This window comes from Enterobacter sp. CPE_E863, assembly GCF_046521465.1.
GTDB lineage: Bacteria > Pseudomonadota > Gammaproteobacteria > Enterobacterales > Enterobacteriaceae > Enterobacter > Enterobacter adelaidei.
Map to the genome: position 1 here is coordinate 3878470 of NZ_JBKFZX010000001.1, position 16283 is coordinate 3894752.

General features: G+C 49.9%; 21 protein-coding genes, 1 tRNA gene and 1 pseudogene. 4 read left to right on the top strand and 19 right to left on the bottom strand.

Annotation, left to right across the window (positions count from 1 at the left end; translation table 11 throughout):
* The first annotated feature begins 90 nt into the window (after window positions 1–90).
* A complete protein-coding gene (gene rpoD, locus ACLHV8_RS19055; protein ID WP_028017129.1) occupies window positions 91–1938 on the top strand; it encodes an RNA polymerase sigma factor RpoD in 1848 nt (615 codons plus the stop codon).
* An 88-nt stretch (window positions 1939–2026) separates the two neighbouring features.
* On the opposite strand, the gene mug is transcribed toward rpoD, so the two are convergent.
* On the bottom strand, window positions 2027–2533 hold the full coding sequence (gene mug / locus ACLHV8_RS19060; protein WP_028021370.1) for a G/U mismatch-specific DNA glycosylase: 507 nt from the start codon (window positions 2531–2533) through the stop codon (window positions 2027–2029).
* A gap of 124 nt (window positions 2534–2657) precedes the next feature.
* On the opposite strand from mug, the gene ACLHV8_RS19065 reads away from it, so the two are divergent.
* Window positions 2658–2733 (top strand) — tRNA-Ile (locus tag ACLHV8_RS19065).
* A 161-nt stretch (window positions 2734–2894) separates the two neighbouring features.
* Here the strand turns inward: ACLHV8_RS19065 and ACLHV8_RS19070 are convergent.
* The 17 genes from ACLHV8_RS19070 to ACLHV8_RS19150 form a co-directional block, all read right to left on the bottom strand.
* Entirely contained in the window at window positions 2895–3236 is a 342-nt protein-coding gene (locus ACLHV8_RS19070) for a TA system toxin CbtA family protein (RefSeq protein ID WP_016243829.1), read from the bottom strand.
* A 20-nt stretch (window positions 3237–3256) separates the two neighbouring features.
* Window positions 3257–3574, bottom strand: a complete 318-nt coding sequence (locus ACLHV8_RS19075; protein ID WP_049120341.1) for a type IV toxin-antitoxin system YeeU family antitoxin — start codon at window positions 3572–3574, stop codon at window positions 3257–3259.
* A gap of 19 nt (window positions 3575–3593) precedes the next feature.
* Window positions 3594–3815 (bottom strand): DUF987 domain-containing protein, encoded by a 222-nt coding sequence (locus ACLHV8_RS19080; RefSeq protein ID WP_007893437.1) that lies wholly within the window; start codon window positions 3813–3815, stop codon window positions 3594–3596.
* Between the two features lie 8 nt (window positions 3816–3823).
* Window positions 3824–4300 (bottom strand): RadC family protein, encoded by a 477-nt coding sequence (gene radC, locus ACLHV8_RS19085; protein WP_032655090.1) that lies wholly within the window; start codon window positions 4298–4300, stop codon window positions 3824–3826.
* Between the two features lie 15 nt (window positions 4301–4315).
* Entirely contained in the window at window positions 4316–4774 is a 459-nt protein-coding gene (locus tag ACLHV8_RS19090) for an antirestriction protein (protein ID WP_104678497.1), read from the bottom strand.
* Between the two features lie 101 nt (window positions 4775–4875).
* Complete coding sequence (locus tag ACLHV8_RS19095; protein WP_049120340.1) at window positions 4876–5115, bottom strand: DUF905 domain-containing protein; 240 nt, start codon at window positions 5113–5115, stop codon at window positions 4876–4878.
* 76 nt (window positions 5116–5191) lie between these two features.
* Window positions 5192–5659, bottom strand: coding sequence for a protein YkfB (ykfB, locus tag ACLHV8_RS19100; RefSeq protein ID WP_016239439.1), 468 nt, complete (start codon window positions 5657–5659; stop codon window positions 5192–5194).
* 23 nt (window positions 5660–5682) lie between these two features.
* Window positions 5683–6126: a YfjS/YafY family lipoprotein gene (locus ACLHV8_RS19105; protein WP_049120338.1), complete on the bottom strand. Its 444-nt coding sequence runs from the start codon at window positions 6124–6126 to the stop codon at window positions 5683–5685.
* Window positions 6126–6362 carry a protein YpjK gene (ypjK, locus tag ACLHV8_RS19110; protein ID WP_001115854.1) on the bottom strand — a complete coding sequence of 79 codons (237 nt, stop codon included), beginning with the start codon at window positions 6360–6362 and terminating at the stop codon, window positions 6126–6128. The genes ACLHV8_RS19105 and ypjK overlap by 1 nt, the downstream gene beginning before the upstream one ends.
* 36 nt (window positions 6363–6398) lie before the next feature.
* Window positions 6399–7100, bottom strand: coding sequence for a WYL domain-containing protein (locus tag ACLHV8_RS19115; protein ID WP_049120335.1), 702 nt, complete (start codon window positions 7098–7100; stop codon window positions 6399–6401).
* Between the two features lie 216 nt (window positions 7101–7316).
* Window positions 7317–8138 carry a DUF932 domain-containing protein gene (locus ACLHV8_RS19120; protein WP_049120334.1) on the bottom strand — a complete coding sequence of 274 codons (822 nt, stop codon included), beginning with the start codon at window positions 8136–8138 and terminating at the stop codon, window positions 7317–7319.
* Window positions 8139–8229: 91 nt separating this feature from the next.
* Entirely contained in the window at window positions 8230–9093 is an 864-nt protein-coding gene (locus tag ACLHV8_RS19125; protein ID WP_049120332.1) for a GTPase family protein, read from the bottom strand.
* Window positions 9094–9389: 296 nt separating this feature from the next.
* Window positions 9390–10086 (bottom strand): IS1 family transposase gene (locus ACLHV8_RS19130; protein WP_094110542.1). Its coding sequence is split into 2 segments (ribosomal slippage): window positions 9390–9834 and window positions 9833–10086, totalling 699 coding nucleotides; the frame shifts between segments, so codons are not numbered across the junction.
* A gap of 240 nt (window positions 10087–10326) precedes the next feature.
* Window positions 10327–10953, bottom strand: a complete 627-nt coding sequence (locus tag ACLHV8_RS19135; protein WP_016243845.1) for an inovirus Gp2 family protein — start codon at window positions 10951–10953, stop codon at window positions 10327–10329.
* Between the two features lie 124 nt (window positions 10954–11077).
* Window positions 11078–12499, bottom strand: coding sequence for a YfjI family protein (locus ACLHV8_RS19140; RefSeq protein ID WP_208595335.1), 1422 nt, complete (start codon window positions 12497–12499; stop codon window positions 11078–11080).
* Window positions 12500–12633: 134 nt separating this feature from the next.
* Window positions 12634–12870 carry a helix-turn-helix transcriptional regulator gene (locus tag ACLHV8_RS19145; RefSeq protein WP_016243847.1) on the bottom strand — a complete coding sequence of 79 codons (237 nt, stop codon included), beginning with the start codon at window positions 12868–12870 and terminating at the stop codon, window positions 12634–12636.
* A 119-nt stretch (window positions 12871–12989) separates the two neighbouring features.
* Window positions 12990–14000, bottom strand: coding sequence for a hypothetical protein (locus tag ACLHV8_RS19150; RefSeq protein ID WP_208595336.1), 1011 nt, complete (start codon window positions 13998–14000; stop codon window positions 12990–12992).
* 130 nt (window positions 14001–14130) lie between these two features.
* On the opposite strand from ACLHV8_RS19150, the gene ACLHV8_RS19155 reads away from it, so the two are divergent.
* Window positions 14131–15099 (top strand): IS5 family transposase, encoded by a 969-nt coding sequence (locus tag ACLHV8_RS19155; protein ID WP_160863459.1) that lies wholly within the window; start codon window positions 14131–14133, stop codon window positions 15097–15099.
* A 55-nt stretch (window positions 15100–15154) separates the two neighbouring features.
* Window positions 15155–15469 (top strand): annotated as a pseudogene (locus ACLHV8_RS19160) (helix-turn-helix domain-containing protein); the annotation flags it as partial.
* Here ACLHV8_RS19160 and ACLHV8_RS19165 read toward each other — a convergent pair.
* Entirely contained in the window at window positions 15466–16248 is a 783-nt protein-coding gene (locus tag ACLHV8_RS19165; protein WP_049120614.1) for a siderophore-interacting protein, read from the bottom strand. The pseudogene ACLHV8_RS19160 and the gene ACLHV8_RS19165 overlap by 4 nt on opposite strands.
* Between the last annotated feature and the right edge of the window lie 35 nt (window positions 16249–16283).

Genomic DNA, 16283 nt, shown 5'->3' on the forward strand with positions numbered 1-16283 from the left:
AGCGGCAAAAATATAAGTACGCCCTCGCTTTAAAGGTTGGCAGCCCCATCGCCGACACCAATCAAACGAATTAAGTGTGGATACCGTCTTATGGAGCAAAACCCGCAGTCACAGCTGAAACTTCTTGTCCAACGCGGTAAGGAGCAAGGCTATCTGACCTATGCCGAGGTCAATGACCATCTGCCGGAAGATATCGTCGATTCAGATCAAATCGAAGACATCATCCAAATGATCAATGACATGGGCATTCAGGTGATGGAAGAAGCACCGGATGCCGATGATCTGTTGCTGGCTGAAACCTCCAACAACACTGACGAAGATGCGGAAGAAGCTGCTGCACAGGTACTGTCCAGCGTGGAATCTGAAATCGGGCGTACCACTGACCCGGTCCGCATGTACATGCGCGAAATGGGTACCGTTGAACTGTTGACCCGCGAAGGCGAAATTGACATCGCAAAACGCATCGAAGACGGGATCAACCAGGTTCAGTGCTCTGTTGCCGAATACCCGGAAGCGATCACCTATCTGCTGGAGCAGTACGATCGCGTTGAAGCGGAAGAAGCGCGCCTGTCTGACCTGATCACCGGTTTTGTCGACCCTAACGCCGAAGAAGATATGGCACCCACCGCCACTCACGTCGGTTCTGAACTGTCTCAGGAAGAGATGGATGACGACGAAGACGAAGATGAGGAAGACGGCGACGACGACAGCAGCGACGATGACAACAGCATCGACCCTGAACTGGCGCGTGAGAAGTTTGCCGAGCTGCGTACCCAGTACGAAGTGACGCGTGACACCATCAAAGCGAAAGGCCGCAGCCATGCCGCCGCTCAGGAAGAGATCCTGAAACTGTCTGAAGTGTTCAAACAGTTCCGCCTGGTGCCAAAACAGTTCGACTACCTGGTTAACAGCATGCGCGTGATGATGGATCGCGTACGTACCCAGGAACGCATCATCATGAAGCTGTGCGTTGAGCAGTGCAAAATGCCGAAGAAGAACTTCATCACCCTCTTCACCGGCAACGAAACCAGCGAAACCTGGTTCAACGCCGCTATCGCGATGAACAAGCCGTGGTCTGAAAAACTGCACGACGTGAAGGACGATGTGCATCGTGGCCTGCAGAAGCTGCAACAGATTGAAGAAGAGACCGGCCTGACCATCGAACAGGTTAAAGACATCAACCGTCGTATGTCCATCGGTGAAGCGAAAGCCCGCCGTGCGAAGAAAGAGATGGTTGAAGCGAACTTGCGTCTGGTTATCTCTATCGCTAAGAAATACACCAACCGTGGTCTGCAGTTCCTGGATCTGATTCAGGAAGGCAACATCGGTCTGATGAAAGCGGTAGATAAGTTTGAATATCGTCGTGGCTACAAGTTCTCCACCTATGCAACCTGGTGGATCCGTCAGGCGATCACCCGCTCTATCGCGGATCAGGCGCGCACCATCCGTATTCCGGTGCATATGATTGAGACCATCAACAAGCTCAACCGTATTTCTCGCCAGATGCTGCAGGAGATGGGTCGCGAACCGACGCCGGAAGAGCTGGCTGAGCGCATGCTGATGCCAGAAGACAAAATCCGTAAAGTGCTGAAGATCGCCAAAGAGCCAATCTCCATGGAAACACCAATCGGTGATGATGAAGATTCGCATCTGGGTGATTTCATCGAGGATACCACCCTCGAGCTGCCGCTGGACTCTGCCACCACCGAGAGCCTGCGTGCCGCGACGCACGACGTTCTGGCTGGCCTGACCGCCCGTGAAGCAAAAGTTCTGCGTATGCGTTTCGGTATCGACATGAACACCGACCACACGCTGGAAGAAGTGGGTAAACAGTTTGACGTTACCCGCGAACGTATCCGTCAGATCGAAGCGAAGGCGCTGCGTAAACTGCGCCATCCAAGCCGCTCTGAAGTACTGCGTAGCTTCCTGGACGACTAATCAGTCCTGACAGTGAAAAAGCTCCCTTCGGGGAGCTTTTTTTTTGTTTATTCCCTCTCAGGGCGAGGGCATCAGGCCGGAGAGGCCCCTAAAGCCCCCGCACCATCAACGCCTCATCCAGCTCCCGATAAGCCTCTACCAGCTTATCCAGTGTTGCTCTGTTGAGCCCGCTCGGGTTCGGCAACACCCACACCTGCGTAACGCCAATCATGATGCTCTGCTTGCCCCACTTCGTTCCACGCTGGCTGAACGCCTGCTCGTAGGCCTGCTTACCGAGGATTGCCAGAGCTGCCGGCTGATAATCATCTATTTTCTTGATCAGCTCCCGACCGCCGCTGCGCAGTTCATGCAGGTTGACCTCCGTTGCCTGCACCGTAGGACGCTCGACCAGCATGGTGATACCGCAGCGCGTATCCAGAAGGTGTTGCTCTTCTTCGGGCTTGAGCAAACGGTCAGTAAACCCCGCCTGATGGATAACCTTCCAGAAACGATTCCCCGGATGGGCGAAGTGAAAACCGGTGTGCGCCGAGGACTTGCCAGGGTTAATTCCGCAGAACACCACCCGCAGCCCAGGGGCCAGAATGTCGTTGATCATCTTTACTCCCACTGATACATCGTTATGGAAGTATAAAGGATTGATTATGCGTTGTTTATAAAAACAGCAGGCAGGTTTGAATGGCTGGATTGCTGAGGGGAGTTACTTTATAATTCACCGCCACGGCCCCTTAGCTCAGTGGTTAGAGCAGGCGACTCATAATCGCTTGGTCGTTGGTTCAAACCCAACAGGGGCCACCAAACAAAACAAGGAGTTAGATGAGAAATCGTCTGACTCCTTTTTCTTTGGATGCGATTTGGGTCAGGTAATGGGTCAGGTAAGGAATTGCTACCCTGCCCTCTTCATCTCGCTGCCAGCATCCCCGGATAGTGATGAAAGCCAGTAGCACTGCCTGTAATATTCACCGTACCGAATTTTTACGGCTTTGCCGCAACAAGCCAGTTGCCTGCCGCGCTCGCAGAATGTCTACAGCCCGGAGATAAGGGGATTGTTCCTGCCAGTTAAATCCCTTCCTGTCGATACGCACCAGTTCGTATTTTTCCACCAGAAAATTCACGGCATCAGCCAGCGAGATCCCGGCATCGATATGTTCCTGTATAACACGTTCCTCACTGAACGGTGTGTCGTTGAGGGTGAGACCATAGTGCTGTTCCAGCAGGCGTGTCAGTAGCATTTGCCAGACAGCCACGGGTGACAGGCAGGGCTTCACCGCCCGCTGAGTTGTTGCAGGTAAAGTTTTCATGTTTGCTCTCGTGAAAGTTATTAGCGCTGGGTGGGATAAATGGCGATGTACACGTAACCGCAACTGCCAAGGGTGTCGGCTTCACAGGTGAAACCGTTGTGGAACAGGGTGACACAGTGGGCATTGCGGGGATTCATTTCACCAGTGGTCAGCATCGATTCCATCTGGCGGATAAAGTGCGGGAATGTTTCATCCAGCTTCCGGCATTCGGTGTCACTGAACTTGCCGGTGATACTGGCCCGGTCAGCCAGATAATGCAGCCGGTTCCCCTCCTGCACCAGACGGGCTCCCAGGCGCGGCGTGATATTCCGCTGCAGGCCCCAGATGGTGTGGGTCATGGCGGCTCTCCTTTTATTGTCAGTTCAGGGTGATGCTCATCAGGCAGGTATAGGGCCCGTTACGGTCCTGGCGTCGTTCGGCGTATACCGCGAGGACTCCGGTGATATCCGGCACATCCCTACCGGTGTAATGACAGACGCTACCGTGCCACTGATATTTTCCACTGCAGTAGCGAAAGATCCGGGACTCAGGATGCTGGCGGTATATCGTCATTGCCCGGCGTTTACTGATAATTTTCATGTCATACCTCACAACAGGCCGTGTTCTGCAAACGAATAGATTTGCCTGCCGCCGACAATCAGGTGGTCAGGAACGCGGATATCCACCAGCTGAAGTGCCTGCACCAGTCGCTGCGTGAGGGCTTTGTCAGCCTGGCTGGGAGCTGTCTCGCCGGAAGGATGGTTATGCGCCAATATCACCGCAGCCGCGTTGAAGTGCAGAGCACGTTTGACCACTTCCCGGGGATGCACCTCGGTGCGGTTAATCGTGCCGGTAAAGAGCGTTTCATGGGCGATAAGCTGGTTCTGGTTGTCCAAGTACAACACCCGGAACTCTTCTCGCTCAAGTGCGGCCATATGCAGTCGCAGCCATTCACGGACAGCATGTGAGGAGGTGAAGGCCACCCCGGGCTCATGCAGGTGGCGGTCCAGAGCCCTGAGCGCCCGCTGAATGAGACGCCGGTCCTGTGGCGTCATCTCGCCGGGTAAAAAGGAAAGCTGTTTCATCCGTTGTGCCTCCGGTCAGTCGATGATACGCAAAATGGCGTGAGCTTCAGGATGCCGCAGAGCATACTCCCGCAGGCGGTAATAGTGCTCTGTCATGGCATCGCATTCGGTGCGACAGGCGTGATGGCTGTATTCAATCAGGCAGACAGCGATACCTGCGGCTTCCGCGCTCATTTCCGCACCATTGCCGTTCATGCCGTTGAACAGATGCCATTTATCGTCATTGTCAGCATCAGGGGCCATAAACGCGCCGCCATTGCTGAGGGTGTAGAACGACCAGATGCCGCCGCTGTAGCCCTCGCAGAAGCGGTCCATCCAGGCGAAGATATGCGGCTCCAGGAGTAGCCACTGCGGGATAGCGCCAAAGTACTGTGACCAGAAATCGATACGCTGTTCATCGGGGACCGGCGTGACGGTCAGTTCAAATTCAGGTTGGTTCGCGGGGGCGAGGTCTTGCTGTGTCTGCGTTGTCATGGATATTTCTCCGTTAATCAAAAACGCCAGCGGCGATGGCTGGCGAATGGGGAATAAAGGGTATTCGGGAAGGTGAAATGTCGCGGGTAAATGCTTCGGGCTCAGCGGGTGGAGGTGCCTGTATGGATGCCTGAGGTGCGGATATAGCGGTTAAGACCTTCACCGGCATCCGGTTCAAAGTTCCATGCCCGCCAGAGCATCCGGCCTTCAGTGTCTCGAACCACCAGGCGGAAGTGACTGCCCTGGTCGTCTTCGAGTGTGATATTGCTGTAAGTGGTAGTGACCGCTTGCGCTTGTCTCCGGGTGAAAGGCCCCGGTGGCAGCAACACGGATTGGGACATTTTCGGACTCCTGATAAAAGAAAACCCCGGCAGCCTGCTGGCTGTCGGGGTGGATTTGCTGGGGAAGATACTGCTATCAGTCGTTACTGCAGTCTCCGAGAGTGGACAGAACTTTCTCTGCGTTCTTCCGGTCTGCCGTGAAGCTCCCTGCTTTGTGGTCATTGACGTAGACGTCGAACTGCCCGGCCTCAGAGATATTGCTGATGAAGTCAAACCAGGCATTATCGCCGTTACGCCAGCCCAGGCTGGACGGAATAATATATTGCTGGTGATCCATCACTACGGTGATAGTGGTGTCGTCATCGTGCGAACTGACCGTCTTGTCATCGGCAAGGGTAAGAAAAACAGAATGCTGATAGAAACCATTCTGGTCCGGGTTCCCTGTGCAGTTGATGGTAAACGTCTTCCCGCTGGCTTCGGTCACACTGTATTCCGTATTGCCCTGACCGTAACCCTGCTGCCAGAACCCCGGGATCGCAGAGGCATTAAAGCTCGCGAGCAGTACACCCGCCAGCATAAATCGACTTAGTGAACGTATTGTCATTTCTCTCTCCTTTATCGTTATTTTTATTCCTGGTTCTCAGGGTTTGAGGGTATCAGCAGTCGACCCATCAGTTTGCCGTCATGGGCGTACTCAAAGTATCTTTCTTTGGTATACGGGTCCGTCACCTCCTGGTATTCCAGTTTGATGTTATCGGCAATACACAGCGCATTCATCAGTGGCTGGACGGTTTTTTCCTGCATATCCACGAGGTAGTAGTAACTGCCACCCTCGCAGCCATCGGGCGACTGGTGGGTACGTAAAACCTGCAAGGTGGGACCGGATAAGTAGTCAACCTGTGACCATTCTTCGCTGACATCATCCTGGTGGCTGACCACATCACTGAAACGCGGTGGGGTGAGATCCTTAAATTTGCTGATGGCCTTCAGGTCATCACTTCTGTTATCGCATGCGCTGAGAAACAGCGTGATGGCAACCAGCACCAGCAGAGACAGTGTTTTACGTTTCATTATTTTTTTCCTGAAATCAGACGAACCACTTTGGCAAAGACATAAATGCCCACGAAAATACCCACCGGCACGCCGACGAACGGTGTCAGTGCGACACTGGCCGCACCGGCTGCCCCTCCGCCCGTCAGCAGTGCGGCAACGGTGGCAAGGGTCAGGGCCGTGAGGCTGTCGGACACCCCGGTTTTGTTCAGAATGATGACGATGACAACAATGGCGATAATGGCAATAAATGGCATAGGCTCTCCCTGCGGATGAGTTGAGATAGACCTGCACTATTCCGGTGGGCTGTCGGCCGGAACAAACGCAAGCAGCGACTGCTGGATAAAGCGAAAATGGGGTAAGGCCTGAATAAACACCGGGTCTTCAACCAGACTGCACAGACTGTCGTTGCGGCGAAAAGACTCCTGCAGGGGTTGAACCAGATGGATTTCATCCAGGGTGAATACGGCGATATGTCCGTCGTGCTCTGCCACCAGATACCAGGCCTGCTGGTGGATAAGTAACCGGCAGGGTGCCAGCCGCTCACAGCGCTGCCCCTCGGCAATCAGCGTCACCCGCCTGCGCCCGGTAATGGCCTGAATCAGTCGCCAGAAAGACAATGCGCCTGATAGCGAAGGAGCCGGACTGGCGGGTGCGATTACGCAGGGAGACTCATCGCACATCAGCAGTGCGTTTACCAGACGACGGTTAAAGCCAGGGAAAAGACCGGCCATCCCGCTGCGGTGGGCAAAGATAAGCACGTCGGGCACCATCTGCGTCTCACTGCCCGCAGTACGTAAGCGGCAATATCCGGACTGATACTCCAGGTCCAGATACATCAGCCGCTCACGAAAATCACGCCGCAGCGTGCGCACCGACACACCAAACTCAGCGGCCAGCTTACGCACACTCAGCGTTTCCCCTGCCACCAGACGGCTGATTATCAGTGACAGCCTGACAGCCAGCCGGTCATGGCGGCGTTCTGCCTGTGTCATGAGACGTTCTCCGTGAAAGTTAACTGACTGAAAATGATGTGATTACTTTAAAGAGGGGGTCGGACAGGGTATGGACATCACAGAAACTATTTTTCATTTCTGCAAAAGCCAGAGGCAGCGGGGGTTACAGGCCATTCCTCAGTGAGTGAGGACCGCCAGCACGGTGCGATGCGGACAGGTGGTGTCCGATATTAACAAAGCGGCAACATTAAACGGTCACTGCAGTTGCGTGAGCATCGCTTCCGCCATCACCCACAGTGCCCGGTTAAGTTTCACGTCCCCGTCGATACCGCGAACGGCACGGGTATGTGACCGTCCTCCTTTGGCATTACGGCCACTGAGCCCACCCTTAATCAGGTTCTCCTGAATTCGCTGGTACGTGGTCCACAGGTCGCTACTCTCATCCTGCCAGCGGCGCGGGGAGAGGATCTGCGACTCAGTCACCGGCTGGTGGTCCTCACCAAAGCGGTACGTCAGCGCGGCTTTTGCCAGTGCCTGCTGCGCAGGTGGTGGCAACAGCAACGACTGCATCGCATCCCGCTTCTCCTCCACACGGTCAAAAATGCCCAGCACTTCATAGGCCCCCTCAATCACCTGACTCACTACATCGCCTTTGTGCGGCACACGCACCTCGCCAAATGACTCACCGCAGACGAGCCCGTTCTGACAAACCGCACGAAATAAACCCGGCAACATCTGGTACGAACTGGTGCCATCATGGGAGTTGAGCAGGATAATTTCTGGTACCTGTTTACCGGTAATCTGCCCCTCCCGACGAAGGCGTAGCATGTGTTTTGTGTGCTCGCGTCGACCCAGGTCGCGTACCCGGGTCTGACAGGCAAAGAACGGCTGGAAGCCTTCGCGCTGCAGGCTGTCCAGCAGGGATATGGTGGGTATATAGGTATAACGCTCACTACGGGATGCGTGTTTGTCCTCACTGAATACACTGGGCACCACGCGAAACAGCTCTTCGCGGGTTAACGGGCGGTCGCGACGAATAAGGTTTGCTGCGCCAAAGCGCGAAGCCAGACGGGTCATAAGCAGACTCCTCATAACGGGAAAACAAATAAAAGGGATCCCCGTCGCATCGGCGACAGGGTCAGGGAAATAACAGGAATGGGTTAAATATTCAGAAGAAGAAATCCCAGACGGCGCGGGCCACTGACACCACGGTGGTGCGCACGGCCTGAATGACGGCCCGCACCGGGGCGGGTATCAGGGGAAAGGCACTGATGCTATCGAGTACAGCACCGACGGTTTCACCAAAGTCGCTACGAGCCTGCTCCCGGACTACCGTCGTGCGAAAGGAAGACTGGAGTTGCGACACTACCGGGCTGGTGGCCTCACGTGGCAGGCACTTAATCATTCGTTCGGCCACCACCCGTAGCCCCCATTGTAGACGGACCGACACAGCACACACCGGATGTACGGGCTGGAACAGCTCATGCAGCAGACAGATTTTGCGGCTGATATTCTGCTTCTGCGCCGTGGACAATAGTCCCTCACCGCTGGTGGGTTCGGCCTTATCCGACTGGCTGATCACAAACAGTACTTTATGCCGGTATGCCTCCCCAATTACCTGATGATAAAAGTGCTCATCCACTGCCAGTGCGCGGTCATCGGCTTTAATGAGCCACAGCACCAGGTCGAGGCGAGGAAGCTGTTCGCGGTACAGCGCAGCATACTCGGTATCGCGAGCGCCACTTTCACCCACACCGGGCAGGTCCACCAGCGTCATAAACCGCTCACCAACCTGCAGCCGAAAGCGCAGTGGCTCACGGGTACAGGCAGCAACATCGCTGACTGGCGATACCTCACTGGCAAACAGGACATTACACAGGCTGGATTTCCCGGCTCCGGATTTACCCATAATGCCGATCACTGGCTCGTAGCGGGTTAACTGATTTATCTGCTGCAATATACGTTCAGATACCCATTGTGGCAGACCATCAAGCGACTGCTGAAACGGCTTCAAACCTTCAGAATTGTTCATTACTACTCCTCTGAAAAATAATACAAAAACGGCAGAATCGTGAGATTCCGCCGTTAGTCGGGTATGTTCAGAAGAATGATATATGTCTGAAAATAATTTGAATTAAGGTAAGCGTTAAACAGCTGCCGCCTGTGATCCCGGCCCCTAAGTCGTTAGGTTATTCTGCCCCCCTCATCCTCAAGCCCGATCAGTGGATAAGGGCAAATTGTCCGAGGGGCGATAGGGCATTGGGCAGTAAGGTTTTATAGTTGTTAGGCATTAATCTAACGTTATAGAAACATGGTAATGACTCCAACTTACTGATAGTGTTTTATGTTCAGATAATGCCCGATGACCTTGTCATGCAGCTCCACCGATTTTGAGAACGACAGTGACTTCCGTCCCAGCCTTGCCAGATGTTGTCTCAGATTCAGGTTATGTCGCTCAATGCGCTGAGTGTAACGCTTGCTGATAACGTGCAGCTTTCCCTTCAGGCGTGATTCATACAGCGGCCAGCCATCCGTCATCCATACCACGACCTCAAAGGCCGACAGCAGGCTCAGAAGACGCTCCAGTGTGGCCAGAGTGCGTTCACCGAAGACGTGCGCCACAACCGTCCTCCGTATCCTGTCATACGCGTAAAACAGCCAGCGCTGACGTGATTTAGCACCGACGTAGCCCCACTGTTCGTCCATTTCAGCGCAGACAATCACATCACTGCCCGGTTGTATGCGCGAGGTTACCGACTGCGGCCTGAGTTTTTAAGTGACGTAAAACCGTGTTGAGGCCAACGCCCATAATGCGTGCACTGGCGCGACATCCGACGCCATTCATGGCCATATCAATGATTTTCTGGTGCGTACCGGGCTGAGAGGCGGTGTAAGTGAACTGTAGTTGCCATGTTTTACGGCAATGAGAGCAGAGATAGCGCTGATGTCCGGCAGTGCTTTTGCCGTTACGCACCACGCCTTCAGTAGCGGAGCAGGAAGGACATCTGATGGAAATGGAAGCCACGCAAGCACCTTAAAATCACCATCATACACTAAATCAGTAAGTTGGCAGCATTACCTGAATTTCCAGTGGAGCATGAGGTATTTTCCCCACTAAGAACAGCACTTGAAAAGTTACTGAAATCGACTGAAATTCTGGATGCTATCTTTTCGTCCGATATGCACACCCCAAGCAGCTAATAATTTTAACTGAAGAATATTGGCCTTTCCATCCATAAGAAAGGCCATTGCTGTAAAAAATAAATTACCCGCGACTGCAACCGAAATTACGGTCTCCATCACCGACTATTTTAGTCCTTACTTTGGTCATGTAATCCACCCTGTTCATCAAATCGTTGTAAGTTTGCTCGAAGTTGTTCCTTTTACGATTGAGAAGGTATTTGCCATTTGACGGGTAATTAACTAACTTCCCAGAGTCATCAAGCGGGATGCCAAGTGCACTGTACCAAGCTGTTGTTATCATTGTTCTTAGAGTGTTACGGTTTAAATCGTAATCACCTACATGATAATAAGCATCCTGATTGAAGCACAGTATTAAATGATAATGCCGCTTTCCATTTTTGGTATATTCTCTAACCCATGCGTAACGTAAGGTAGAATGTCGACTCTCAGGCCAGTCTTTTCGTTGAGTTTTAATATGCTTATCGTGTTCAAGCTTTGCTTTTAACGCACTAGTAAAGCGAGATATAGCACCAGAGTCAACCCTGGGTTGAAAGAATGGGTTATCCATATTTTCTGTATCAATTGGGTCATGCAGATCAACACGTAGAATCATTGAATTAGGATGTTCATTGAGAGAGTCATCAATAACCTGTTTGATTCTATCCCGATATAGGGATACGTGTGATCCGTATTCACTATCGTATGTCATATAGCATCCAGTTTTATGATATTGAAGTAAGTGATGAATCTAATATATATTACCTATCATGATAATAAACCCTTAACTGAGGTGGGCTCATGGTTCATTTTTACTCCTGAATTAAAACATTTACTTAGAATGAAGTTGCGGGGTTCAAACCAGCGATAGCTATTAATGTAGTTTTCCCCCTCTTCCCTACAAGGATTTTATTTTGAGAGAACAAAGCACTCAGCAATTCATTTGCTTTACTACGACTCCTGAATTTATTAGGTCCATATTGGAGGATGGTATTTTTAGTAATGTAAGGTACTACAAGGCGATTACAATGGTTTTTTATCCACCAATAAAGCTCATCCGCCTCCGAGATTGCCAGAGTAAATTCTTGAGGCTTAGAAAATAAGTGGATGTACTCATTTAGATACCAGGTCGATATCCTCACAGCATCTTCGACTGCAGAAAGAGGTATATCTCCATCATTGCCATTAAAAAAATGCAGAAGAGCGGCCACTCTTGCCGTATTTTCTGCGACCTTAGATGCATAGTCTTTAAAGTCTGTTAAGGTGCCAAGTAAGCCCATATCTGACTCCACCTTGTTATAAAATTCTATCCAGCGATTTTCCGCTTCTACCAAGAAGCGCAGACAAAGACGTTCATTTTGATTATCTCTAGCAATATTTTCGTTAACTATCTCCATCAGTCGCTGATGGAATATCGGCAAATGTTCACTTGAAATAACTGGGCTGGAGATTATTCTGGAACCTTGCTTTGAATCAGGCTGACATATCAAGCACCGTGCGAAGAATCCGATACCTTTAGCTGCATCACCTTTACGTTGCAGATAACCTTTAAATATATCAGGCTGAACCATCAAACCTAACGTCAGTCTGGCATTTTTGATTAATTTCTCTGGTTCGCTTTTCCTATCCATGGAAAAAGTTGCACCATCCCACATTTTGTTGATAAAAGGGAGTTCGTTCAGCGTATAACCATTAAAAATGGTACCAGCCTCATCAGACATAATACCGATAGAACGCCAGTAGCCACAGAGGTAATCCTTAATAGCCGCAGGTGTAGCGTCGTTAAATATCTGCTTGAACCTCACTGGTGCTCTAAGATGCGACTCCAGAAACTCTTTCAGACGTTCATTCGTTGCCGAGTGATCTTTATTCTTGCGAATATCTGACTTCAGTTTTGACATCAGGGCTTTCTTTTCAATGTTAAAAACCGTTTCTTCATTCCTCCAGACAACCAAGTCATGGTTATATTTTTCAAACCATTCTTCTTCCAGTTGATACAATGGCTTCATCAGTAGTTTGTCCACAGTACTTTTGCGTTCACCAGATTCCGCCAGCGTCAGTAAGAAAAGTGATACCGGACTGCGCAAATTATTCAGTCGGCACACATCAATACGGTTCTGGCATGCAAGCGAAATAACTCCCAGTACCGATGCGGCAATCAAAGCCTGAGGAGCCTGCGTGTGCTGTTCCACTTCATAAACCGCATTTCTGATAATCTGAGGAAACGAATCAATAGGAAAAGGACGAGCGTTAAACATGCAATACCTCTAATAAAATTAACGTTAAAAAGTTTCGCTCAAGTTGCCATTCCGCTATTAATTGCAGAAATAGCAGGATGAACACGGAGCATTCAGAAAAAAACAAAAAAATAAAAGCACAAAACCTCTGGATCCTAACGTTCGTTAATCCAGCAAAGCAGATCGCTTAACAACCAACCACAGGACTTCAACCCAATAGACTTACGCAACGGAAACTGACCAACTTGCTCCAGTTTCCAAGCCGTTGAACGAGATATCGATGTGATGCACTGACGTTCTTTTTCACGTACGAGGCGATCATGGGGTTCGCCATAGTTGCGCAGGATCTGCAAGCGTTCGCTTGATGTTGGATACTTGAATGTTGTTTTCATACTGCCTCCATTGTTTTGGTAAAAGAAGCATGTATCAGATTTACAACTCAAGAAAGTCATTCTTGTCTTACTAAGCAGTTAATAGCCACTTAGTAAGACAAAATTTTTATGTATTATGATTAAATTATCCATGTGGCTACCTCTAGTTCACTAAAAGTGACTTCACAGTTAAAACAATATTTCTCAGAGTGAATAAATTCATTCAACAAAGATGCAACTGCCATAGGTTCTTTTTTAATGTTTTTCGTACTACAGTACTCAGAAATTAAAATGGACAAAACTTTTTTCTGATCAGACATGCTTCTATATTTTGCATTTATTTGCGGTTTTTCAGCCCATCGTTTAACAGTTGAATGCTTAACTTTTAGTTGATGACTCATTTCAAGATGTGTGACCAATTTATTAATCACTACTTCCTCAGATGATCCCGCCCCCCACCATTCATGTATAAAAATATATAGCGCCGCTCTATAGTGTTCAATAAACGGAATTGAATCCACTGACTTTTTTATATCACAATAATTATAATCAATGCTGTCTTTAGAAACTTCCACTTCATCACTTAATAAATAATAATTCTGCAAAAAATCAAAAGATTTACTATCAACATACACCTCAACTAAAATTTCTGACGCCTCATTGGACAAAATTAAATAATCACTATCATCTCGCCCATGAATAGTGATACTCTCAAGGACTTCATTATCACTTAACACAATATTTAGGCCTGGTGATATAATTTTTTCTTTTAAAAAATGGGCTGTTTTTGTTGGTTTCAATCTCCAATAACCATACGCATAACCACTATATGTAAAACGGGATATTCCAAGGTCATTATTTATTAACCTGGCATCAATGTCGGTATTCTTGGTTGGATGGAATTGTCTAACTTTGAATTCCGGCATTAACTCATGTTGATAATAATCCATTCCATTTTTTATTTTTAAAATCTCGTATTTCAACAAAAAAGAATCGGCACCAATATACCGAATAATTCTACAGGGCAAAGAATTCAATTTCATATACAATGAAACCCTATGTTGAAGCCACTCATCAACGATCAACTCAGGATCTATCTTCAATTTATCAGAAACTAATTTTAAAGAATAAAAATAAGACCCAGCTTTCATTTTACTTCCTTATGATATTTTCCACACAATGATGCTATCAATTTATATCAATAAAATCAGTAGCCTTGTTCAGAAATTAAGATACTTATTGCGGATACGGCTTTGTTGAATAAATCGAACTTTTGCTGAGTTGAAGGATCAGATCACGCATCTTCCCGACAACGCAGACCGTTCCGTGGCAAAGCAAAAGTTCAAAATCACCAACTGGCCCACCTACAATAAAGCCCTCATCAACCGTGGCTCCATAACTTTCTGGCTGGATGATGAAGCTATTCAGGACTGGTATGAGTCGACAACGCCTTCATCACGGGGAAGACCTCAGCGCTATTCTGATCTCGCCATCACCACCGTTCTGGTCATTAAACGCGTGTTCAGGTTGACCCTGCGGGCTGCACAGGGTTTTATTGATTCCATTTTTACACTGATGAATGTTCCGTTGCGCTGCCCGGATTACACCAGTGTCAGCAAGCGCGCAAAGTCGGTTAATGTCAGTTTCAAAACGTTCACCCGGGGTGAAATCGCGCATCTGGTGATTGATTCCACCGGGCTGAAGGTCTTTGGTGAAGGCGAATGGAAAGTCAAAAAACACGGCAAAGAACGCCGTCGTATATGGCGAAAGTTGCATCTGGCAGTTGACAGCAACACACATGAAATCATCTGTGCAGACCTGTCGCTGAACAATGTGACGGACTCAGAAGCCTTCCCGGGTCTTATCCGGCAGACTCACAGAAAAATCAGGGCAGCATCGGCAGACGGCGCTTACGACACCCGGCTCTGTCACGATGAACTGCGGCGTAAGAAAATCAGCGCGCTTATCCCTCCCCGAAAAGGTGCGGGTTACTGGCCCGGTGAATATGCAGACCGTAACCGTGCAGTGGCTAATCAGCGAATGACCGGGAGTAATGCGCGGTGGAAATGGACAACAGATTACAACCGTCGCTCGATAGCGGAAACGGCGATGTACCGGGTAAAACAGCTGTTCGGGGGTTCACTGACGCTGCGTGACTACGATGGTCAGGTTGCGGAGGCTATGGCCCTGGTACGAGCGCTGAACAAAATGACGAAAGCAGGTATGCCTGAAAGCGTGCGTATTGCCTGAAAACACAACCCGCTACGGGGAGACTTACCCGAAATCTGATTTATTCAACAAAGCCTTACCGTGGCCACAGGATCGCGAATTAACCAAAGTGTGCCGAACAATACAAGCGTCTCCGGCGCTGGAACATTCAGTTGAGTATTGGGCACAACATTTGGGTATGTCTGCCCGTACCTTTTCGCGCCATTTCAAAAAAGAAACCGGATTACCCTTCAGCGTCTGGAAGCAAAAAATGCGAATTCTGGAGTCCGTACTCATGCTGAAGAAAAATAAAAGCGTAACCGCCGTGGCGCTCGATGTGGGGTATTCAAGCACCGCAGCGTTTAGTTATGCATTCCGCCAGGCGTTTGGCGTTTCACCGTCACATTATTAATTAACGTTCCGACGTTGATGCCAGTAAGCCGCTGCACGCACCAACTGCTGATCGAAAGCCTCAGTAGCAAAGCGGGTGCTCAGGTTTTTCACCACTTTTCCTTCACCAGTTATCCAAATGAAATAATCCTGTGCAGGCACGGTCAGTTGTGAAAGCTGCTCATTCACTGCCTGTTCGTCATGGCCGACAAACCACTGAATTGTAAAACCGTCGAGATGAGCAAAATAGTCCTGATACGCTGTATCGCGTACGCTGACCAGCGCCGTCACGTTTGGACGTACCGCTAAACGACCGATCGCCTCCAGCCGACGACGTAGCGCAGGCATTCCAGATTCATCACACACATAAACCTGGTACGCATAATCCTCTGGCACCACCAGCGAGCCACGTGGTCCGCCAATCGTCAATTTGTCACCTTCACGCGCATTCATCGCCCACGTACACGCCACTCCGCCGTCGTGGATATAAAAATCCAGCGCCAGTTCATGGCGTGCCTGGTCATACAACGGCGTGTAATCACGGGATACCGGACGCACACCCTCTGGCCAGACAATCCCCTCATCCGTCACTACGGGTGGTACAAAGTGACTGCCCGGTTCCGGGAAAAAGACCTTGGTATGGTCGTCAAAACCCTGTGAGCTAAAACCATCCAGAGCATCACCGCCCAATACAATGCGTTGAAAACCTGCGCTGATACGTTCAACGCGCAGGACGGTCAGTTCACGGAAGCGCAGCTCATTGCGAACGCGCTGTGGATAGCGTGAAGTGTTATTTGTCATTTTTTCGCCTTCGTGACAGAGATTAGATATATCTA